The organism is Pseudonocardia sp. OZ21 (assembly GCF_059359135.1).
Genome location: NZ_JCADBN010000005.1, coordinates 1 through 21388, shown reverse-complemented (window position 1 = coordinate 21388; position 21388 = coordinate 1). Strand labels below are relative to the sequence as shown.

General features: G+C 70.9%; 17 protein-coding genes and 1 pseudogene. 16 read left to right on the top strand and 2 right to left on the bottom strand.

What is annotated here, in order from left to right:
• Window positions 1-46: 46 nt before the first annotated feature.
• Genes AC5L35_RS13090 through AC5L35_RS13080 form a run of 3 tightly spaced genes read left to right on the top strand, consistent with a single transcriptional unit; the run spans window position 47 to window position 2923 of the window.
• A complete protein-coding gene (locus tag AC5L35_RS13090; RefSeq protein ID WP_495059879.1) occupies window positions 47-1675 on the top strand; it encodes a sensor histidine kinase in 1629 nt (542 codons plus the stop codon).
• On the top strand, window positions 1672-2340 hold the full coding sequence (locus tag AC5L35_RS13085; protein WP_495059878.1) for a response regulator: 669 nt from the start codon (window positions 1672-1674) through the stop codon (window positions 2338-2340). The genes AC5L35_RS13090 and AC5L35_RS13085 overlap by 4 nt, the downstream gene beginning before the upstream one ends.
• Window positions 2341-2365: 25 nt before the next feature.
• Window positions 2366-2923, top strand: coding sequence for an NAD-dependent epimerase/dehydratase family protein (locus AC5L35_RS13080; protein WP_495059877.1), 558 nt, complete (start codon window positions 2366-2368; stop codon window positions 2921-2923).
• Here AC5L35_RS13080 and AC5L35_RS13075 read toward each other — a convergent pair.
• Window positions 2916-3263, bottom strand: a complete 348-nt coding sequence (locus tag AC5L35_RS13075; RefSeq protein ID WP_495059876.1) for a nuclear transport factor 2 family protein — start codon at window positions 3261-3263, stop codon at window positions 2916-2918. The genes AC5L35_RS13080 and AC5L35_RS13075 overlap by 8 nt on opposite strands.
• A 324-nt stretch (window positions 3264-3587) precedes the next feature.
• Here AC5L35_RS13075 and AC5L35_RS13070 point away from each other — a divergent pair, with 324 nt between their 5' ends.
• From AC5L35_RS13070 to AC5L35_RS13060, 3 genes are all read left to right on the top strand, one after another.
• Complete coding sequence (locus AC5L35_RS13070; protein ID WP_495059875.1) at window positions 3588-4199, top strand: 3'-5' exonuclease; 612 nt, start codon at window positions 3588-3590, stop codon at window positions 4197-4199.
• Window positions 4200-4341: 142 nt separating this feature from the next.
• Complete coding sequence (locus AC5L35_RS13065) at window positions 4342-4704, top strand: effector-associated constant component EACC1 (RefSeq protein ID WP_495059874.1); 363 nt, start codon at window positions 4342-4344, stop codon at window positions 4702-4704.
• 83 nt (window positions 4705-4787) lie between these two features.
• Entirely contained in the window at window positions 4788-5747 is a 960-nt protein-coding gene (locus AC5L35_RS13060) for an endonuclease/exonuclease/phosphatase family protein (protein ID WP_495059873.1), read from the top strand.
• 4 nt (window positions 5748-5751) lie between these two features.
• Here the strand turns inward: AC5L35_RS13060 and AC5L35_RS13055 are convergent, their stop codons facing one another.
• Window positions 5752-7086: a glutamate-1-semialdehyde 2,1-aminomutase gene (locus AC5L35_RS13055; RefSeq protein WP_495059872.1), complete on the bottom strand. Its 1335-nt coding sequence runs from the start codon at window positions 7084-7086 to the stop codon at window positions 5752-5754.
• Window positions 7087-7291: 205 nt separating this feature from the next.
• Between AC5L35_RS13055 and AC5L35_RS13050 the strand changes: the two genes are divergently transcribed.
• The 10 genes and pseudogenes from AC5L35_RS13050 to AC5L35_RS13005 form a co-directional block, all read left to right on the top strand.
• Complete coding sequence (locus AC5L35_RS13050) at window positions 7292-8416, top strand: class I SAM-dependent methyltransferase (protein WP_495059871.1); 1125 nt, start codon at window positions 7292-7294, stop codon at window positions 8414-8416.
• Window positions 8413-9858 (top strand): amidase, encoded by a 1446-nt coding sequence (locus AC5L35_RS13045; protein WP_495059870.1) that lies wholly within the window; start codon window positions 8413-8415, stop codon window positions 9856-9858. Before AC5L35_RS13050 ends, AC5L35_RS13045 begins: the two co-directional genes overlap by 4 nt.
• A gap of 15 nt (window positions 9859-9873) precedes the next feature.
• On the top strand, window positions 9874-10146 hold the full coding sequence (gene ctaJ, locus AC5L35_RS13040; protein WP_495059869.1) for an aa3-type cytochrome oxidase subunit CtaJ: 273 nt from the start codon (window positions 9874-9876) through the stop codon (window positions 10144-10146).
• Window positions 10133-10663: a DUF5130 family protein gene (locus tag AC5L35_RS13035; RefSeq protein ID WP_495059868.1), complete on the top strand. Its 531-nt coding sequence runs from the start codon at window positions 10133-10135 to the stop codon at window positions 10661-10663. Before ctaJ ends, AC5L35_RS13035 begins: the two co-directional genes overlap by 14 nt.
• Window positions 10664-10930: 267 nt before the next feature.
• Window positions 10931-11200: a hypothetical protein gene (locus AC5L35_RS13030; RefSeq protein ID WP_495059867.1), complete on the top strand. Its 270-nt coding sequence runs from the start codon at window positions 10931-10933 to the stop codon at window positions 11198-11200.
• A gap of 559 nt (window positions 11201-11759) precedes the next feature.
• Complete coding sequence (locus tag AC5L35_RS13025; protein WP_495059866.1) at window positions 11760-11924, top strand: hypothetical protein; 165 nt, start codon at window positions 11760-11762, stop codon at window positions 11922-11924.
• Entirely contained in the window at window positions 11924-13144 is a 1221-nt protein-coding gene (locus AC5L35_RS13020) for an aspartate kinase (RefSeq protein WP_495059865.1), read from the top strand. The genes AC5L35_RS13025 and AC5L35_RS13020 overlap by 1 nt, the downstream gene beginning before the upstream one ends.
• Window positions 13122-17708, top strand: a complete 4587-nt coding sequence (locus AC5L35_RS13015) for a Pls/PosA family non-ribosomal peptide synthetase (protein WP_495059864.1) — start codon at window positions 13122-13124, stop codon at window positions 17706-17708. The genes AC5L35_RS13020 and AC5L35_RS13015 overlap by 23 nt, the downstream gene beginning before the upstream one ends.
• A gap of 572 nt (window positions 17709-18280) precedes the next feature.
• Window positions 18281-20863: a Pls/PosA family non-ribosomal peptide synthetase gene (locus AC5L35_RS13010; RefSeq protein ID WP_495059863.1), complete on the top strand. Its 2583-nt coding sequence runs from the start codon at window positions 18281-18283 to the stop codon at window positions 20861-20863.
• 49 nt (window positions 20864-20912) lie between these two features.
• Window positions 20913-21388, top strand: a pseudogene (locus tag AC5L35_RS13005) (non-ribosomal peptide synthetase); the annotation flags it as partial.

Genomic DNA, 21388 nt, shown 5'->3' with positions numbered 1-21388 from the left:
CCGCGGTTTTGCGCGTTTCGCTCACCAGGGGTCGTAGGCTCGTCCGGTGGTCGCAGCGCAGCAACCGTCCCGGACGCCCCGTCGTCGTCGCGTGCTGCCCTTCACCCGGCAGATGCTGCTGCTCCAGGTGGGAGTGCTGCTCGCCGTGGTCGGCCTCGGGTTCGGCCTCGAGGCCTGGCAGCTCGACCAGAGCCTGGAGCAACGCTTCGAGCAGCGCGCCCTCGACGTGGCCCACACCCTCGCCGTCCAACCCGGGCTGGCCGACGCCGTCGTCCGCCGCGACCAGCAGGCCGTCCAGGAGCGGGCCCTCGCCGCGCAAGCGGCAACGGGTGCGCTGTTCGTGGTGATCACCGACGACAACGGGATCCGCCTCGCACACCCGGCCCCGGACCAGATCGGCAAGACCGTGAGCACCAGCCCCGCCGAGGTGTTGCAGGGGCGCGAGGTGGCCAACATCGAGCAGGGCACCCTCGGCCTGTCGGCGCGGGGGAAGGTGCCGCTGCGCACCGCCGACCACGTGATCGTCGGTGAGATCAGCGTCGGCTTCGACGCCAGCGACATCGCCACCGCCCTGGGCAGCCTGCTGTCGCGGACGGCGCTGTTCCTGGGGGCGGCCCTGTTGACGGGCGTCGGCGCCACCCTGCTCCTGACCCGCCTGCTGAAACGCCGCACCTTCGGCCTGGAGCCGTCCGACCTGGCCGAGCTCGTCCGGGAGCGGGAGGCCGTCCTGTTCGGGGTGTCCGACGGCGTCGTCGCCCTCGACCCGGACGGGGTGGTGACGATGGCCAACTCCGAGGCGCTCCGGCTGGTCGACCCGCGGCTGGAGCGCGGCAGGCGACTCCTCGACCTGGAGCTGCCCGGTCCGCTGCGCCGGGTCCTCGACGACCGCACCGGCGAGACCGCGGTGGCCACCGTCGGCGATCGCGTCCTGGTGGTCACCCACCGGCCGGTGCAGCACGGCGAACGACCTCTCGGCTCGGTGATCACGGTCTTCGACCGCACCGAGGTGGAGAGCCTCACCGGCGAGCTGACCGCCGTCCGGCTGATGACCCAGGCCCTGCGCGCGCAGCGGCACGAGTTCGCCAACCGCCTCCACACGGTGCACGGTCTGCTGCACACCGCCGAGCCCGCCGACGCCGTCGAGTACGTGGACGCGCTCCTGGGAGCGCCGGACGTCCGCATCGCCGACGACAGCGACGCCATCGCCCCCGCGACGATCCGTGCGTTCCTCGCCGGGAAGATGTCCGAGGCCGCCGAGCTCGGCGTGGACCTGGTGCTGGCCGAGGACAGCTGGGTCCCGCGGAAGCTGACAGCACCTGTGGAGGTCGTCACCGTGCTCGGCAACCTCGTGAACAACGCGCTGGAAGCGGCGCACGAGGCAGGCGAGCGACCGGCCAAGGTGGTGATCGACCTGCTCTCCCACGACGACGACCTCGTGATCTCCGTCGCCAACACCGGCGACGGGATCCCCCCGGACCGCCGCGCCGGGATCTTCACCGACGGCGTGACGAGCCGTGGCCCTGGCCGCGGCCTCGGGTTGGCGATCGTCCGCAGCACCGCTGCCGGCCTCGGTGGCAGCGTCGAGATCACCCATCCCGGCGGGGACGGTGCGATGACCGTGTTCGTCGCGCAGCTACCGCACGTGCTCCAGCCGCGGGAGGTGGTCGCGCCGTGACGTTCGGGGTGGTCGTGGTCGACGACGACTTCCGGGTGGCGGACCTGCATGCGCGCTTCGTCGCGACGGTCCCGGGGTTCGCCGTGCTGGGAACGGCGCACACGGCCGCGCAGGCGCTCGCGCTGGTGGCCGGATCGGCGCCGGACCTGGTGCTGCTCGACAACCATCTCCCGGACCGGCCGGGACTGTCCGTCGCCTCGGAGCTCTCGTGCGACGTCATGATCGTCAGCGCCGACGCCTCCCCGGCGACGGTCCGGGGAGCGTTCGCCGCCGGGGCCGTCAACTTCATCGTCAAGCCGTTCACCGCCGGCCTGCTCGCGGCGCGACTGGGCGCCTACGCGAAGTACCGGCAGGTGCTGTCCCCCGGTGCGGGCGACCTCGGCCAGCACGGGGTCGACCGCGCGCTCGCCGCCCTCCGGCAGGGCGACCGGCCGCCCACCCCCAAGGGGCAGTCACCAGTCACCGCCCGCCTCGTCGCCGATCGGCTCCGCACCGCCGACCAACCGGCCACCGCGGCCGAGGTCGCCACCGATCTCGGCATCTCCCGTGCCACCGCTCAGCGGTACCTCGCCACGCTCGCCGAGGAGGGCCGCGCCGACGTGGCCATGAGGTACGGAAGCACCGGGCGGCCCGAGCACCGGTACAGCTGGAAGGCCACTCCGTAGTACGGCTCGCGGGTATGGTCCCGCGATGCCTCGTGCGTTGATCATCGGTGGGACCGGTCTCATCGGGCAGGCCGCCGCCCGTCGCCTGCTGGCCGCCGGCTGGGAGGTCGATCTCACCGGGCGCGACCCGGCCCACCTCCCGGCCGGGGTCGCCGCCGACGGCGCCCGGTTCGTCGCGGCGGAACGCGACGACCCCGCCCAGCTGGCCGCCGCTCTCGGCACCGGCGCCGACCTGCTCAGCGGACATCCCGTCACCGTGGTCCGGCCCTCAAAGATCCACGGTGCCGGCGCGTTGCGGGCGCTGCTCGACGACGACGCCGACGAGGCACTGGGCCGGCATCCCTGGGAGGCCCGCCATCCGATCGTGCTCGACATGACCGCGGCCGCCGACCTCGGGTACACGCCGGCCGGTGACTACGAGGCCACCGTGGCCGAGGAGGTCGAGTGGCTCGTGGCCGTGGCGAGCGGTGCGCAGCCGGGCGTCCTCCCCGGGGCCGACGACGACTTCTTCGGGCCGTTGCTCGACTACACGGCCGAGGATCGGTACCTGGCTGCGAGCGCCGTCGGCGGTGGCGTCAGGTAGTGCTCTCGAGGGTGTACCGCACCGTCTGCACGCGGATCAGCTCGCCGTCGAAGACGAAGGTGTCGGCGCCGTCCCGGGCCCGCCGGGAACCGGACACCGCGCTCCAGGCGAGGAACAGGACGTCCTTCTCGAAGAACGCGGCCTGAATGTCCCACTCCGCGTCCGGGAGATCGGTGAGGAGCTCGGTGATGCCCTCGCGGACGCCGTCCTTCCCGTGCCGGACGGCGCGGGGGGTGATGAAGACGGCGTCGTCGGTGTAGTCGGCGACGAGCCGGTCGATGTCGCCCGCGCCCAGAGCGGCGCCGTGCTGCTCGAAGATCTCCTGCGGAGTCCTTGCCATGTCTGCCCCCTGGCTCGTGAAGTACGAGTCAGCGTGCCATCCGGATCTTGGGCGGAGCGGCGATGGTGAGGGGGCTGACAGACAGACCTGACGTGCCGACCATAGCGACGCGAAGGTGACCCGAAAGTGAAAGGGGTACATCGAAGCGTGGTCAGGCGGTCACGCAATGATCCAGGAGCACCGAACGCGCCGTCGTCGCCGCGGGCCTCGACGAGCCGCCGAGCCAGCCGGGCACCCACCGGGGCCGCGAGGTGCACGAACGTCAGCGACCACCGGCGCCCTCATGGTTCCGGCCACGGTCGGACCCCATCGGAGATCTTTCGCGTGTACCTGAGCACTCCCACCGCTCTGGCTGATCAGCAGCTCGCCGTCGTCGATGTGCAGGGCAACGGGCAGCAACCGCCGGAGATCGTGGACATCGCCGTACTGCCCATCGAGCCCGCCGCCACCGTGCGGCACGGAAGCATGCGGGTCTGGCTGGTCCGCCCGACCCGACCGATCACGCCGCGCGTCACCGACGACGTCCACGGCATCCGCAACAGCGACGTCCTCGCCTGCCCGAGCTGGGCACGGGTCGCCGACGACGTCCACGCGTCGATCAGGGGACGCGTACTCGTGGCGCACAACGCGGCGGTCGAACTGCGGCTCATCGCCGCCCATCTGCCCGCATGGCGCCCGTCGCTCGTCCTGGACACCGCGCGGCTCGCCAGGCTGGTCTGGCCGGGGCTGCCCGGCGGCTACGGCCTGAGCCGGCTCGCCACGCACGCGGGACTCCATCCGCCCCACATCCAGCCGGGTGAGCGACGACACCGTGCCGGATATGAGACCTGGATGACCGGTCAGCTCCTGTTCGCACTGGCCCTGAGCAGCGGCTTGACATGGGAGCAGCTCGTCGACGCCGCCCGCGTGCCGGATCACGACCTGGAGAGCCACTAACTCCGGTAACAGATCGTCGCGGCCGGAGGACTATCTAGTGATCACCTTCGAGCATCGAGGAGCGCAGTGCGGACTCACCACATCCATCACCGGGCCGTGCGCCCGGTGCACCGGCAGGTTCTCGTCGAGCCGATGTGCGCACATGCGTGACGCGCCGCTGGCGGCGATCCGGCTGGCCGACGAGCCGGATGCCTGTGCGCTCAGCGCCTGGCTCAACCGGGCAGGCCACTTCCGCGGCCTCGTCGACGTCACACCGAACCCCGACGGGGCGAGCGCGGTTGCCGACACGGTGGTCGTCGCGGTCGGCAGCGACACCCTCGCCCTGCTGGTCAGCAAGATCCACGACTGGATGGAGCTGGTCGGCCGCGGGGGAACCCTGACGGCGATCTACACCCGACCCGACGCCGCTCCGCTGGAGATCGAGGTGGCCCGTTCGTCCGACCGGGCACAGCTGATCGACCGCGTCCGCCGGATGGTCGAGCCGGACACGCGCGAGAGCGCCTGACCGGCACCACCCGGGGTTCTCCAGGAACCAGCGCATCGGCCCGTCCGTTCCCCCGATGCCGACATCGGGAAGGATCGCCAGACATGCTCGTAGGACACGGACTCCGCACCGGCACCGCGGTGGCACTGGCCGGTGCGGCGGCGAGCGTGATCCTCCCCGACCGGCTCCGGCTCGACCACCGGTTTCCCTTCGTCGACTTCGCCGCGTTCCGTCCGCACGTCTCCGCCTCGGCGCTGGCCGTTGCCGGCCTGCTGGCCACGCGCCGGCGTTCGCGTCCGGCGGCGGCGCTGCTCGGTGCGGTGGCACTGGCCGGTGCCGGTTCCGTCGCCGGACGTGCGGTGCGCCGACCGGCACCGCCGACCGGACCGGACGACCTCACGATCCTGTCCTTCAACGTGCTCAGGGGTCAGGCCGACACCGGCCAACTGGCCACTCTCATCGCGCAGCGGGCCCCGGATTTCGTCGTGCTCCCGGAGGCGGGCGCGGACTTCCGCGACAAGCTGATGCCGCAGGTGGAGATGCTGGGCTACCGCTCATGGGTGTCCACCGCGGTGGGCACGAAGGACGCACAGGGCGTCACGGTGCTGGCCGCTCCGACGGCCGGTGACGTGCAGGTCCGGTCCGGGTCGGGGATGCGGTTGCGGCACCTCGAGGCCACAGGTGGCGTCCTGGGCCGGCGCAGCCTCTTCGCGGTCCACACCACCGCGCCGATGGGCCGGCGGCGCGCCGCCCGGTGGCAGCGGGACCTCGCGCTGGTCGAGCAGTGGTGCCACGGCCCTGTGGAGCCGATCGTGGTGGGCGACTTCAACGCCACACTCGACCACGCACCGCTCCGGGCCGCGGTGGGAGGGTGCCGCAGCGCCGCGGCCGGCACCGGGAAGGGCCTGGTCGGCACCTACCCCGCTTCGGGCGCACGGTGGCGCGGCATCCAGATCGACCACGTCTTCGTCCCCGCCGCCGCGGTCACCACCGGCTTCGAGGTGATCGACATCGAGGGCAGCGACCACCGCGCCGTCCTCGCGCGCGTACGTCTGCCCACCTGATCGGTCAGACGAGGCGGCGGAACACCGGCTTCACCGGACGGCCGCCCATCCACGGCGAGGGATCACCGGCGTCGAGCGCCTTGCGATACACCGCGCACGCCTGCGACACCACGTCGACGGTGCGGTCGATGTCGTCGTCGGTGAGGGCACTGCTCACCACGAACGACGGCCCGACGACGCCGCCGGCGATCAGTTGGCGCAGGAACAGGGTGCGGTAGGGTTGCGACGGCCTCAGATCCTCGTCGAGGGTGGCGAAGACGAGGTTGCTCGCCCGGCCGCGGACGACCAGGTGGTCGGCCACGCCCATCCCGGCCGCCGCCGCCCGCACGCCGGCGGCGAGCCGCTCGCCGAGCGCGTGCAGCCGCGCCGCCGTGCCCTCGCGGGTGTAGGTGTCCATCACGGCCATGGCTGCCGCGAGCGAGTGCGTCTCCGCCCCGTGGGTGGTGGAGAGGAGGAACACGCGGTCGCGGTCGTGGCGCAGCCCGCCCCACTCCATGACGTCCCGCCTGCCGGCGAGCGCCGAGACGGCGAACCCGTTGCCCAGCGCCTTGCCGAACGTCGACAGGTCGGGCACCACGCCGTACACGCCCTGGGCGCCCGCCTCCGACCAGCGGAAGCCCGTGATGATCTCGTCGAAGACGAGAAGGGCGCCGTGCCGGTCGGCGAGAGCGCGCATGCCCTCCAGGTAGCCGGGTGGCGGCTCCTGCTGGGTGGCCGCCTCGAGGATCAGGCACGCCACCTGGCCGTCGTGCTGCTCGAGCAGTGCTGCGGTGGCGTCGAGGTCGCCGTACGGGAACGACAGGGTGCGCTGCTCGGGGATGCCCGCCGACATCGCGGTGGTGCCGATGAACCAGTCGTCGGTGGAGAAGAACGGCTGGTCACGGCAGATGGCCACCAGCGAGCGGCCGGTGACGGCACGCGCCAGCCGGACGGCGGCGGTGGTGGCGTCGGACCCGTTCTTGGCGAACTTCACCATCTCCGCGGTCGGGACGGTGGCGAGGAACCGCTCCGCCGCTTCCAGCTCGACGACGCTCGGCCGCACGAAGTTGGTGCCGCGGTCGAGCTCCCGGCGCACGGCCTCCACCACGCGGGGGTGGGCGTGCCCGAGGCTGACCGAACGCAGCCCGGAGCCGTACTCGATGTACTCGTTGCCGTCGACGTCCCAGACGTGGGCGCCGCGGCCGTGGGACATGATCGGGGCCAGGTCCTCGGGGAACTGGTCGTCGCCCTTGGCGTAGGTGTGCGCCCCGCCGGGGACCAGGGCGTGCAACTGCATGTTGAGGTGGTTGGAGACCGGAAGTGCCAGGTCGGTGAGCGCGGGAACCGGGACTGCTCGCAACGGATCCTCCTCCGGGCAGGACGAACCACAGGACGGGCCGGCCGTATCGCGGCATCGGGGGGGCAACCGGACGAACCGAACGAATCGACGGGGCGGCCACGCTACCGGGCCACGCCGGCGGCGTGCCCCCCGACCCGCGCCGATGGGTGCGGAGGTCCACCGGTAGCGTCGGAGCCCGGGCCGACGTCGAGGTGGTTCACAGGCCATGAAGGTCGTGCAGGACGAGCACAGCTGCCGGTTCTGCCGCTCCCACCGCGGGACCGTCGTCATGGACCTCGGGCCTCAACCACCCAGTGAGCTCTTCCCGCCGTTCGACGCCCCGGGGCCCGATCCCGTCTTCCCGTTGCGGCTGTGGCTGTGTGCCGGGTGCGGCCTCGCCCAGCTGGCCGACGACATGGACGTGCCGGAGGACCCGCAGGGCGTCCAGCCCGACGCGCTCACCCGCCAGGCCGCCGACGCCGTTGCGCAGCTCGCCGTGGCCGAGGTCCTGCCCCACGCCGGGACGGTCGCCGAGTTCCCCAGCCCGCACGGGGGCAGCTGGCTGCCGCTGCTGCACGAGCAGGGACTTCGGCCGGCGCCGGCAGGCGAGCCCGCCGACGTGGTGGTCGACTGCTGTTTCGGGCTCATGCACGCCGCCGACCAGGCGGCCGCGATGCGGGCACGTGCCGCGGCAGTGGCTCCCGGCGGCCTGTTGCTCGTCCAGTTCCAGTCGCTGGCGGGGATCCTGGAGCACGGCCAGTGGAACGCCGTCCGGCACGGCCACTTCGCCTACTACTCGGTGCCGGTGATGCGCAGGATGCTGGCGGAGGTGGGGCTCCCGGCCTGTGCGGCGTTCCGGTTCCCGCTCTACGGCGGCACCGTGCTCATGGCGGGTCGCGCCGGTTCGGGGCCACCGGTGCAGCTCGAGACCGTGACGGACCACGAGGTCGCCACCGGGGTGCTCGACCCGGCCGCGGTCGCCGCGCTCGGGGAGGCGGTACGGGTCGGCGGCGCGCGGCTCCGCGACTGGCTCGTGGCCGAGCGGCGCCGTGGCCGCCGGGTCTACGGGTACAGCGCCGCGTCGCGGTCGGTGCCGCTGCTGCACAGCGCGGGCGTCCGCCGGGAACTGCTCGCCGGTGTCGCCGACGCGTCGCAGGCCAAGCAGGGCAGCCGCATCCCGGGCTCGGACATCCCGGTGATCGGCCCGAGCGACCTGGTGGCCGCCGAGCCCGACTCCGTGGTCGTGTTCGTGCCGGACCTCCTCGACGAGGTCAGGGCGGCGCTGCCTGCCATCGAGTCGGCAGGCGGCCGCTGGGTCAGTGCCGACGAGATCGTGGTGCCCGCGCTGTGACTCCCGCATCCCAGCCGCCCGCATCCCAGCCGCACGATCTGACGGCGCTGGAGCAGGCCGCGGCGCTGCGGCGCGGCGAGCTGTCCGCCGTCGAACTGGTGGAGCACCACCTGCGCCGCATCGAGGCGCTCGACGACGTTCTCGGCGCCTTCGTCACCGTCACCCCGGACGTGGCGCTCGCGCAGGCCGAGGAGGCGGACCGCGCGCTGCGCGACGGCGACGAGCGCCCGCTCCTCGGCGTCCCCACGGCGATCAAGGACCTGGTGGTGACGGCAGGGGTCCGCACGACGTTCGGTTCGGTCGTGTACGCCGACTACGTCCCCGAGGTCGACGACGACTCGGCCCGGCTGCTGCGGGCGGCGGGCACGATCAGCCTGGGCAAGACCGCCACTCCGGAGTTCGGGCTGCCGCCCTACACGGAGCCTGCGGGACGACCGCCTGCCGTCACGCCGTGGGACACCTCCCGGCTGGCGGGCGGGTCGTCGGGTGGGGCGGCCGCGGCCACGGCCGGGGGGCTCGTCCCGTTCGCCCACGGCACGGACGGCGGTGGCTCGATCCGGATCCCGGCCGCCGCGTGCGGCCTCGTCGGGCTCAAGACCACGCGCGGGCTGGTGTCCCGGGGCCCGGTGGGTGGCGACCCGCTCGGCATGTCGGTGTCCGGACCGCTGGCGCGCACGGTGGCGGACGCCGCTGCCATGCTCGACGTGCTCGCCGAACCCGTCCCCGGCGAGACCTACCTGTTGGGGACCCCGGTCGGCAGCCATCTCACCGCGGTGGGACGGCCGCCGTCACGGCTGCGGGTCGGCCGCTACGCCAGCCCGCCGGTGGCGGGCGTCGCGGTCGACGCGGCCTGCCTGGCCGCCTACGAGCAGGCGTCGGCACTGCTGGCCGAGCTGGGTCACGAGGTCGTGGAGCTCGACCCGGGCATCCCCGGCGACCTCCTGCCCGTCTTCGAGGTGCTGTGGGCGGTGCTGGCGCACGGACAGCCCGTGCCGCCGGCGGCCGAGCCGCTCCTGGCCCCGTTGACCCGGTGGTGGCGTGATCGTGGCAACACGATCAGCGGCCCGCAGTACCTGGCCGCCACGCAGAGAGTGATCGACGTGACCCGCCGGGTAGTGGCCGCGCAGGCGTCCGTCGACGTCGTGCTCACGCCGATGCTCGCGCAGCTGCCCCGCCCGGTCGGTTGGTTCACCGCAGGTGGCGACCCCGCGGAGGACTTCGCGCGGCAGACGCACTTCACGCCGTTCACCGCGATCTACAACCTCACCGGGCAACCCGCGCTGAGCCTGCCCGTGGCGTGGGGGCGGGACGGCGCAGGGCCGGAGCTGCCGGTCTCCGTGCAACTCGTCGGGGGCCGGGGTGACGACGCGCTCCTGCTGGCGCTCGGCGCGCAGGTGCACCTGGCGGCCGGGTGGGGGAGTCGCCGCCCCTCCCTGTGGTGAGCTAGGTTTTCCCTCGTGAGCGTGCTGCAGACGATTCTGTACCTCGTGGTGCCGCCGGTCGGGTTGTACCTGATCATCGTCCTGCTGGTCGTCGGTCCGCGGATGGCTCGCCGCCCCCGGTACCGGTCGGGCCAGCCCTGGCCGCACGAGCCGATGTGGTGGACGGCCAACCCGGAGGGTGCGCAGCTGCCGCCGGTGGACGACGACCACCAGGCGGCACCCCAAGCGCACGGCGTCGGTCCAGCGCGTAGCAGTCTCGAACGAGGAGGTGCCCGTGGCAGCTGGTGAGAACACCCATCCGGGCGGCACGACCGACCACGGTGGCACGGGTACGGCCGTGGCCGTCCCCCAGAGCGAGGAACTGCCCCTCGGCGCCGTCGTCACGGCGTCGGGCCGGGTGTCGGCCGCCGAGGTCCATCGTGAGCCGTCCCGCTCCGACCAGCCGTTCAACCCCGTCCAGCTCACCCGTCTCGACGAGGCGCTGACCCTGGCCAGCCGCGAGACCGGGCTGCGGTTCAGCGTCTATCTCGGCGACCTCGGTGCGAACCCGACGGCGCGGGTCGCGGAGCTGCACGACCATCTCGAGGGCTCCAACGACGCCGTGCTGGTGGCCGTCAGCCCGGGACAGCGCGTCGTCGAGGTGCTGAGCGGCGCCGGAGCGCGCATGCGGCTCCCCGACCGCGGTGCCAAGCTCGCGGTGATGAGCATGCTGGCCTCCTTCCGGGAGAGCGACCTGCTGGGCGGTCTGCTGAGTGGGCTGCGCATGCTCGCCGACCAGGCGGGCGGCCGACCTCGGGTCCACTGAGCGGGGGTCCGACCGCTGTACTCCGTTCACCGCACTGACTAACCGGTCACCGACGGCTCCGTAACCTTCCCTCGTTCACTAGAGTTGGTAGTGCCCGGGCGGGCGCCCTCGTCGCATACAGTGCGAGGCCAGCCCCTCGGGGTCATCTATTGACGAAGGGCAGGCACCCTCATGGGGGATTCGGCAACGGGCCGTCCGACCAGCGGCAGCGCGCGGCGCGACCGGCGACACTCTGCCGGCTCGTCCGTGTTGACCCCTCCCACGGGCATGCCGACGGTCCCGGACCTCGGCACGGCGATCCCGGCACAGCGCCACGAGTCGCCGACGGCACCGGACGCGCCTCCGGTCACGCCGCCTGCCCCGCCGGTGCAGCGCACCGTCGTGGAGCCGTGCGCGTGTGGTCACGCGAAGGCGACACACGACCACTACCGGGTGGGCACCGACTGCGGCGCATGTGGCGCAACCGGGTGCTCCTCCTACCGCCCACTCGGCGGCCCGGTCCGCCGCGCGCTGCGGAGGCTCGGCCTCATCGGCTGAGTCCACACCTCCCGGTCCACTCACCTGCGCCCGGTCGTCCCGTTGGGACGACCGGGCGTTCTCGTGTGCCGAGTGACGCTTTCCCGGTGTTTATTCGGGTGAACGAAGCAATCCTTATGGGGCATTACCGGTGCCTGTTCCGCTCGATCTCCCGGCCGCCGGCTCCGCGTTCGCTACTGCGTGAGTGCGCGGCGTACACCCGTTTGTCCTAGCGCGCCGGTCCGCTCTCGTCCGATCGTCCGGCGTTTCCTCCCTCCGTTGGGCCATCCGTACCCCGTGCGCCCATCCGGGCTTTCAAACGTCCCCGCTCGGGGGACGGGGGGCGAAAAGCTGAATCGGGTCGAAACGTTGCGTCTCCGGTGCACGATGAATCGGGCACCTGGTCCAGTTGTCCGGATGGTTCGGAGATGCCATTCGACGCAACTGGAGATGGCATATGCCGCGTTGATCTCGGGGGTCGGGCCACGACGCGGTTCGCACTGTCCGCCGGCCCACGCTAGGAGGATTGATCAGCTTGCTCGAGCATGGTGGGTTTGCGCGGCCCTGCGTGAGAGGGGACGTGCCGGGCCCGCGATCCGTGGAGCGGTTGTTGCCGCCGTTGAGCGTGACCGCCGAGGTCGTCGACATGGCGTGCACGATCCTGCTCGACGCCATCGAGGAATGCACCCCGGCATCGGGACGGGTGCTGAATCTCGTCACCGCCCCGGTCAGGGCGCGGGGCTGATGATGCAGTCGACCCTGGTGTGGAAGTTCGGTGGAAGCTCGGTGGCCGATCCGCCGCGTCTGCGCGCGGCCGCCGAACGGATGGTCGCCGCGGCGCGAGCCGGCCATCGAGTGGTGGCGGTGCTGTCCGCCATGGGCAGTTCGACCGACAAGCTGACTGCGATGGCCTACGCGATGTCGGCCCGGCCACAGCGTCGCGAGCTCGACGCATTGTTGTCGATCGGCGAATCCGTCTCCTGCACACTCGCCGCCTTGGCCGTGCATGACCTGGGATTCCGCGCGGTGTCGCTCAACGGTGCGCAGGCCGGAATCCACACCGACGACCAGTACGGCAATGCACGCCTGCACGACATCCGGCCACAACGGATCATCGACGCCCTCGACAGCGGCGCCATCGTGCTGGTCACCGGGTACCAGGGAGTCTCCCCGGGCGGAGACGTCACCACGCTGGGGCGAGGCGGATCGGACGCCTCGGCGGTGGCGGTCGCCGCCGCTCTCGGGGTGAGCGAGTGCGAGATCTTCACCGACGTCGAGGGCGTGTTCTCGGCGGACCCGCGGGTCGTGCCCGACGCGCGGCTGCTCCCCGCGATCAGCCGCGAGGAGATGGTGCAGCTGGCCGCGGCTGGTGCGGCGGTACTGCAGCCACGCGCGGTGGAGCTGGCCGTGGCCCATCACATCGACATTCACGTCCGGTCGAGCTTCACGACGGCTCCCGGCACCCGCCTGCAGGAGGAAACCGTGTTCGAGGTTGCCGAGATCACCGGCGTCGCCCATCGAGAGCGGGAGAGCCTCTACACCGTGCGCGGAGCGTCCCCGGCGAGGATCACCGCGGCACTCGCGGGGCGGGGGGTGGCGATCGGCTCGATCGTCCGCCTCGGCGCCGAGGTGTACCTCACCGCGCCCGGTGTGGAGGAGCCGGAGGTCACCGCTGCCCTGTCCACGGCGGGCGCTCGCATCATGCTCCGGGAGGAGCTCGGAACGGTGAGCGTGGTCGGCACGGGCATCGGCAGGCGTCCCGACGTGACCGCACGTGCGTTGCTCTCCCTCGAAGCCGAGGGGATCGAGCCCCAGCTGGTCACCAGCACCCCGAGCCGGATCTGTTTCCACCTCCCGGAGCGGGCCGTCCACGACGCGGTCCGGCTGCTCCACGCCGCATTCGGGCTTCACCAGGACATCGGATCCGATCGGAGGTTCGACCATGTTGCGCGATCGGCATCCTGACGCCGGGCTCTACCGGGGACTGTCCGACCTGGTCCTCGTCGACGACAGGTACTCCCAGGACGTCCGGTGGCACCCCGGTCAACGCCTGGAGCATCTGTTCGAGGAGCGCTGCGACGACCTCCACGACGTCGGCCGCTTCGGCCACCTGGCGGTGGACGTGGCGGACGCGGCACTGACTTACTCAGAGCTGGACGCACGTGCCAACCGGCTGGCCCGCTACCTGCGTGACCTCGGTGTCGGTGCCGGCGAGCGGGTGGCGTTGCTGCTCGACGAGGCGGTGCACGGGTACGTGGGAATGCTGGCGGTACTCAAGTCCGGTGCGGCCTACGTGCCGCTGGACGTTGGGTCCCCGGCGGACCGGACCGCGTACATCGTGTCCGACGCGACTGTGCGCGTGGTGCTCTCGCTGGAGCACCTGCGCTCGCGACTCGACGGCGTGAACGTCGAGGTGGTGTGCGTCGACGCCGTTGCGGCGGAGATCGACGCGCAGGACGGGAGCCGCCTGCCCGTCGACACAGGTTTCGTGGACGGCCCGGCGTACATCAGTTACCCGTCGGGGTCGACCGGTGACCCCACGGGCGTCGCCGTGTCACATTCCAGCATCTGCAACTTCGTGCGAGTGGCGGGGGCGGTATACGGCTACCGGCCGGATGATCGGGTGTACCAGGGCTCGACCATGGCGGTCGACTTCTCGGTCCAGGAGATCTGGGTGCCGTGGATGGTCGGTGCCACGCTGGTTCCGGCGCCGACGGGCTCGGGACCGACGGGTGCGGACCTGCGCGGGTTCCTCATCCGGCGGCGGGTCACGGCGATGTGCTGCATGCCCACGCTGCTGGCCACGATCGACGACGCCCTGCCGGCGCTGCGGTTCCTGCTGGTGTCGGGGGAGGCGTGTCCGCCTGCCCTGATCGTGCGGTGGTCGCGGCCGGGGCGGCGGTTCCTGAACGTCTACGGGCCGACCGAGACGACGGTGGCGGCGACGTGGACCGTGGTGGATCCGGATCGTCGGAAGACGATGGGGGTCCCGCTGCCCACGTACGCGACGGTGATCCTGGATCCGGAGGACCCAGGGCGGGCGCTGGGCCGTGGCGAGGCCGGGGAGATCGGCATCGCCGGGATCGGCCTGGCCACCGGTTACGTCAACCGTGACGACCTGACCGACGAGCAGTTCGTCCCCGACTTCCTGGGGATCTCGCACAACCCGTCGGGCCGGATCTACCGGACCGGTGATCTGGGACGGGTGAACGCGGACGGGGAGATCGAGTACCGGGGGCGGATCGAACGGCAGGAGAAGGCCGAGATCGAACCGGCGCCCAGCGGCTACGTCGCTCCCTCGAGCCCGGCGGAGCGTCAGCTGGCCGAGCTCTTCGCGGAGATCCTGGGCGTGGAGCGGGTGTCGGTGGACAGCCACTTCTTCGACGACCTCGGGGCCAACTCGCTGGTGCTCGCGAAGTTCTGTGCGCGTGTCCGGTCGAGGACCGACCTGCCCCCGATCTCGATCCGCGACGCCTACCTCCGTCCGACCATCGCCGAGATCGCCGCCGCCCTGCCGTCCGAAGCGCCCGAGACGTCCCCGTCTCCGGTGCAGCCGGTCCCGGTGGTGGCCGGCGTCCCGGGGAGCACCCCGCGGTACCTGCTGTGCGGCACGCTGCAGTTCCTGGCGTTCATCGCATCGCTCTACCTCGGCGCGGCCCTGCTGGAGACAGGTTTCCTCTGGGTCTCGGAGGCCACCGAGTGGCGCGGCGCCTACCTGCGATCGCTGGCGTACGGAGCGGCGGTCTTCCTCGGCACGTGCCTGCTGCCGATCGTGGCGAAATGGGTGTTGATCGGGCGCTGGAAGGCGACGGAGTTCCCGATCTGGAGCATGCGCTACTTCCGGTTCTGGCTGGTCCGGCTGATCATCCGCGCGAACCCGATGGCTCTCTTCGCCGGTTCGCCGCTCTATGTGCTCTGGCTGCGCGCGCTGGGCGCGAAGATCGGCCCGGGGGTCACCATCTTCTCGAAGTCGGTCCCGGTCGGCACCGACCTGCTCACGATCGGCGCCGGCACGGTGATCCGGGGCAGCGCGGTCCTCCCCGGCTACCGGGCGGAGGCCGGCATGATCGAGATCGGCCCCGTCACGATCGGCGAGGACGTGCTGGTCGGTGAGAAGACCGTGCTCGAGATCGGCAGCTCCATCGGCGACGGTGGCCAGATCGGCCACTGCTCGTCGCTCCAGCCGGGCCGGCACGTGCCGGCGGGGGAGACCTGGCACGGGTCGCCCGCCCAGCCCACTGACGTCGACTACCGGGTGGTCGCCCCGGCCCGGTGCGGCACCGGCCGACGGTTCTGGTTCAGCTTCCTGCAGCTGTTCAACGTGCTGCTCATCGGCCCGGTGGGACTGGCGATCGTGGTCGAGCTGGTGTCGATCATCCCGTGGACCGCGGAGCTGCTGGACGTCGGCCACGCCGGCGTCACCGACTGGCTCTTCTACCTCGAGGTGCTCGGGATCTCACTCGTCGTCTTCTACGGCGGGTCCCTGACGGGGCTCGTGGCGGTGGTGACCCTGCCCCGACTGCTCAACCGGCTGGTGGTGCCCGGGAAGGCACACGCGCTGTACGGCTACCACTACTACATCCACCGGCTTGTCCGGCGGATGACGAACATCCAGTTCTTCCACGGCGTGTTCGGCGACAGCTCCTACATCGTGAACTACCTGACGGCCGTCGGGTACGCCTTCCCGCGGGTGCAGCAGACGGGATCGAACTTCGGCAACCAGCTCGCGCACGACTCGCCCTTCCTCACCACGATCGGCAGCGGGACGATGGTCTCCGACGGGCTCACGGTGATGAACGCCGACTACTCGAGCACGTCGTTCCAGGTAGCACAGGTGGCGCTCGGGGAGCGCAACTTCCTGGGCAACAACATCGTCTACCCGGCGGGCGCGAAGGTCGGCGAGAACGTCCTGCTGGCCACCAAGGCGATGATCCCGATCGACGGGCCGGTCCGCCGCGACGTCGGCCTGCTCGGGTCACCGAGCTTCGAGATCCCCAGGACCGTGCTGCGCGACAGCGACCTCCACAAGAACCCGGAGGAGCTCGCACAGGGCCTCGCCGGGAAGAACCGCTACAACCGGCGCACGATCGGCATCCTCCTGCAGGTGCGCTGGTTCCAGATGTTCCTGCTGCTGCTCGTCACCACGGCCGCGGGCGACCTCTACCACACGCTGGGCACCTGGGCGGTCGCGGCGGCGTTCCTGCTGATCCTCGCGCTCGGCACGGGCTACGGCATCCTGGTCGAGCGGCTCAGCACGAGGTTCCGCGACCTGCAACCTCGGACGTGTTCCATCTACGACCCGTACTTCTGGTGGCACGAGCGCCACTGGAAGATGCTCAGCCCCGCGCTCTTCTCCGGAACCCCGTTCAGGCCATGGATCCTGCGGCTGCTCGGCGTCAAGATGGGCCGCCGGGTGTTCGACAACGGCTGCGCCATCCCGGAGAAGACCCTCGTCACGATCGGGGACGACGCCACTCTGAACGAGGGCGTGGTCATCCAGTGCCACTCGATGGAGGACGGCGCCTTCAAGTCCGACCGCACGGTCATCGGCGCCCGCGTCACCCTCGGCATCCAGGCGTTCGTCCATTACGGCGTCACGATGGCCCCGGACTCGGTGCTGGAGGCCGACTCCTTCCTCATGAAGGGCGGGGCCGTCGGTGCGGGGGAGCGGTGGCGGGGCAACCCGGCCGTCGAGACCGACGAGGGCGCGCTGCGCACCGTGATCCCGGCGCCCTCGATCCCGGAACCCACGCCGGTCCCGGCGTCCGAAGTGATCCCGGCGCTCCCGATCCCGGATCCCTCACCGGTCCCGGCGCTCGAAGTGATCCCGGTGCCCCCGTCGAGCCCGGCGCTTCCGGAGCCCGCGCAGCCGCGGCGGCGGCCGAGGCTGCTCCCGGTCGGGGTGGCGGTCGCGGTCTCGATGGTGCTGTCGCTGTCGATCGCGGTGACGGTGGCGATGGCGGGCCAGTCGCTCCAGGTGGGACAGCCTGCCGCGGTGGCGCCGCCGGCTCTGCCCGAACTGGCCCCGGCCCCGCCCGTGCCCGCGGCGGCGCCGGTGCCGGAGGCGGAACCGCAGCAGTCAGCGGCCGAACCGGCGGTGCTCGACTCGCCGGTAGCCGCCCAGGAGCCCGTCCAGACGCGCCGCAACAACCCGCCTGCCGAGGTGCCGGCGCCCGGGACGCGGGTCGAGACGCCGCCCGCGCCGCCCGCGGTGCGGCGACCGGCTCAGGCACCACCGTCTGCTCCGGCTCCGGCTCCGGCTCCGGCTCCGGCTCCGAGGCCGACGGCCGAGGGCGCGCCGGATCCGACTGCGGCACCCACGACCCGGCCGACCACACCCCGCCCGACCTCCGGCCGGCCGTCCGCGACCCGGCCGGCGCCGAGCAGACCGACCTCGTCCCCGGAGTCGTCGTCGAGCCCGCCGACCTCGAGTTCGACGCGGCCTCCGCGCCGGACCGGTGAGCCGACGTCAGGGCCGGCACGGACGTCACGGAGCACGCCCTCGGCCACGACGAGCAGTCGGGGATGACCGATACGTCGGGCGCTCATGTCGTGGCCGGTTGCGAAGCGGACCCGGGCTCGGAGGCCAGACGGGTGATTCCGCCGCATCGATATGTGGACGGTATCCCCGCGGTTGCACACCGAACGGGACGGAACGGTCAGGCCGGGTACTCCGGCAGGACGACGGCTCGCAGCAGTGTGCCCGGTTGCGTGGTTGGACGTTCACCGAATCAGCGGCACACGTTGGCGGGCGGCCCGCACATCTGGTGTTCGTCGCCGCGCATTCGGGTTCAGCCGGCCGCCCATGCATGGCGGCCGGGTGAACGGCGGGAACTCGCGAAACATTGGCTGCCGAATCAGCGATTTCCCGGATACCTGTCGCGGACGGCCCGGTTCTGGGGCTCGCCGGCCGGAAGTGCGGATCGAATCAGGCCGCGCTGGGATCAGGAGATCGCGCTGGGGGCGCGATACCGAACCTGATCAGTTGATGTCAGGAGGAGAAATGATCTTGCGTGAACATGGTGGGTTCTGTCCTGGAACGGCGGCCAGACCTTCTTGATGTTCCGTGCTTCTCCGCATCTGCTTCAAGGAGCCCAGGTAGTGGCGAAATCTGTCGATGTTCTGGCGGTCGACCCAGCTCAATCCCCCACCATCCAGTCGGTTTCCGCGGGCCCTGCCGCCGGGACCGACGAGCGCCTCGCCGCGGTGTTGGCGGAGGTCGTCGGGGTCGAGCACGTGCCGGTCGACAGCCACTTCTTCGACGATCTCGGCGCTGACTCGATGGTCATGGCCCGGTTCTGTGCCCGCGTCCGGAAGCGGCCGGATCTGCCGTCGGTTTCCATGAAGGACATCTACCGGTATCAGACGATCAGCAGCCTGGCTACGGCGCTGTCGTGTGAGGTCGCCGCTCCCGTCGAGGCCCCGGAACCAGGCCCCACCGATGGGGTGAAACCTGCCCGCGGGTGGGAGTACATCCTCTGCGGAGCGCTGCAGCTACTGATCTTCCTCACGTATACCTACCTTGCCGCAGAGGTCATGGAACGCGGATATGAATGGATCTCCGTCGCGCCCGGGCTGCTCGAGATCTATCTGCGTTCGGTTGTTTTCGGCGGTGCTGCCGTGCTGGCCCTGTGCATCGTTCCGATCGTTGCGAAATGGCTGATCATCGGTCGCTGGAAGCCTCGGCAGATCCGGGTGTGGAGCCTGGGGTATGTCCGCTTCTGGGTCGTGAAGGTGCTGGTTCGGTCGAACCCGTTGCTCCTGATGATCGGTATGCGGTCACGGACGAGTGCGTGCTCGCCGCTCTATGCGCTCTATCTGCGGGCGCTGGGGGCGAAGATCGGGCACGGCGTCACGATCTACTCCCGAAATGTGCCTTTGTGTACCGATCTGCTCACCATCGGCGACGGCACCGTGATCCGTAAGGACGCGTTCATCAACGGCTACCGGGCCCACAACGGGGTGATCCAGACGGGCCCGGTCACCCTCGGGAAGGAAGTGTTCGTCGGCGAGATGTCGGTGGTCGACATCGACACCTCGATGGGCGACCGGGCTCAACTGGGCCACACCTCCTCGCTGCACTCCGGACAGGCGGTACCCGCCCGCGAGATCTGGAGCGGGTCGCCGGCGCAGCGGACTCAGGGGAGCTACCGCATGGCGGGCCCCGTCCGTCTCACCGCTACGCGGCGGCGGGTCTACGGTCTCCTGCAACTGGTGAACGGGCTGTTCGTGTTCATGCCGCTGCTGATCAGTGGCCTGATCGTCCTGCTGGCCGAGGTCCCCCAGCTCAACGCGCTCCTGGATCCGGGGCCCATGGTCTTCACCAGCTGGGAGTTCTACCTCCACGCCCTGCTCATCTCCACGGCACTCTTCTTCGGCGGGACGCTCGTCGGCCTCGTGGTCGTGATGACCGTTCCCCGGGTGTTCAACCTCGCCATCCAGCCGGACAGGGACTATCGCCTGTACGGCTTCCGCTACGCGGCCCAACGGATGGTCGCGCGGCTGACCAACGCCAAGTTCTTCACGTTCCTTCTAGGGGACAGCTCCTACATCGTCAACTATCTGCACTGGCTCGGGTACAAGTTTCCTGCGGTCGTGCAGACCGGGTCGAACTTCGGGATGGACCTGAAGCACGAGAACCCATACCACAGCACCATCGGAAGCGGAACGATGGTCGCCGACGGGCTCTCGATCGTCAACGCGGACTTCTCGAGCACGTCGTTCCGCGTGTCCCCCGCGGCGATCGGTGCGCGGAACTTTCTCGGGAACTTCATCGTCTATCCGGCCCAGGGTCGGACGGGCGACAACTGCCTCCTCGCGACGAAGGTCATGGTGCCGCTCGGGGGAACGGCCCGCAACGATGTCGGACTGCTGGGATCTCCCAACTTCGAGATTCCGCGCACGGTCCAGCGGGACATGCGGTTCGATCACATGAAGACCGCGGAGGAGCTGCCCCGTCGGCTCGCCGCCAAGAATCGGTACAACATCGCGACCATGGGGGTCGTCCTGTTCGTGCGGTCGATCAACGTCTTCATGGTCACTCTGTTCACGCTGGCCGCCGCGGACCTCTATCCCCTGCTCGGCGGGGTGTCAATCGCCATGGGGGGCGTCCTCGCTCTCCTGTTCACCCTCTTCTACACCGTGCTGGTCGAACGTCTCGTCGCGGGGTTCAGGCATCTGCATCCCAAAGTCTGCTCGATCTACGATCCGTACTTCTGGTGGCACGAGCGCTACTGGAAGCTGAGCGCGCATCCGAAGATCCTCGACGGCACCCCGTTCAAGGCCCTGGCCTGGCGAATGCTGGGCGTCCGCATCGGAAAGCGTGTCTTCGATGACGGCTGCGGCATCGTCGAGAAGACGTTGGTCACCATCGGGGACGACTGCACGCTCAATGCGGGAAGCAAGATCCAGTGCCACTCGCAGGAGGACGGCGCATTCAAGTCCGATCACATCGTCATCGGCGCGGGCTGCACTCTGGGGGTCAGCTCGATGGTCCACTACGGAGTGACCATGGGTAACGGATCGGTACTCGCCGCCGATGCTTTCCTCATGAAGGGTGAAGAAATACCGAAGAACGCCCGGTGGGGGGGAAACCCGGCCCGGGAGATGCGGGAGGACCACGGACGGATGGCGTTGGCGGTGATTCCCCCGCAGCTGGTCGCACACCATGCACAATCGCATTAGCGGAAATTGCAGTGATCAACACCTTGGTCACGGTGAGTGGAGGTTGTCGATGGGATCGCTAGTGGAGGCCGGTCGGGAGTTCTGGCGCGGCGTGCTCGTCGCCGGTGGCTCCACCGCGATCCCACGCTGGAGGTCCGACGGCGTGGCGGGTGTCGCCGAGTACGAGGCGCCGGTTCCCGACGCGCTGGTGACGGCCGGGCACCGGTTGGCGGACGAGTTGGGGGTGCCGTTCAGTTCGGTGCTGCTGGCCGCCCACGCCACCGTGCTCGCGGCGCTGTCCGGTGAGCGTGACGTGGTCACCGGTTACGTCGCCGTCGCCGGCGGTCGGCCGTTGCCCTGCCGGCTGACGACCGAACCCGGGTCGTGGCGGGCGCTGTTGCTGGGCGCCGGCCGGGTCGAGTCGGATCTGCTGTCGCATCAGGATTTCCCGGTCGAGGACCTGCGGCGGGAGCTGGGTGTGGCCGGACCGTCCTTCGAGACCGTGCTCGACCCGACCGGCACCGCGGGTGCGCTCGCCGAGGGCAC

Coding starts and splice junctions, on each gene's coding strand:
- AC5L35_RS13075 (WP_495059876.1), bottom strand. CDS start 3,263: ATGGCAAGGACTCCGCAGGAGATCTTCGAGCAGCACGGCGCCGCTCTG.
- AC5L35_RS13065 (WP_495059874.1), top strand. CDS start 4,342: ATGCGTGACGCGCCGCTGGCGGCGATCCGGCTGGCCGACGAGCCGGAT.
- AC5L35_RS13060 (WP_495059873.1), top strand. CDS start 4,788: ATGCTCGTAGGACACGGACTCCGCACCGGCACCGCGGTGGCACTGGCC.
- AC5L35_RS13030 (WP_495059867.1), top strand. CDS start 10,931: ATGCCGACGGTCCCGGACCTCGGCACGGCGATCCCGGCACAGCGCCAC.
- AC5L35_RS13015 (WP_495059864.1), top strand. CDS start 13,122: ATGTTGCGCGATCGGCATCCTGACGCCGGGCTCTACCGGGGACTGTCC.
- AC5L35_RS13020 (WP_495059865.1), top strand. CDS start 11,924: ATGATGCAGTCGACCCTGGTGTGGAAGTTCGGTGGAAGCTCGGTGGCC.
- AC5L35_RS13080 (WP_495059877.1), top strand. CDS start 2,366: ATGCCTCGTGCGTTGATCATCGGTGGGACCGGTCTCATCGGGCAGGCC.
- AC5L35_RS13050 (WP_495059871.1), top strand. CDS start 7,292: ATGAAGGTCGTGCAGGACGAGCACAGCTGCCGGTTCTGCCGCTCCCAC.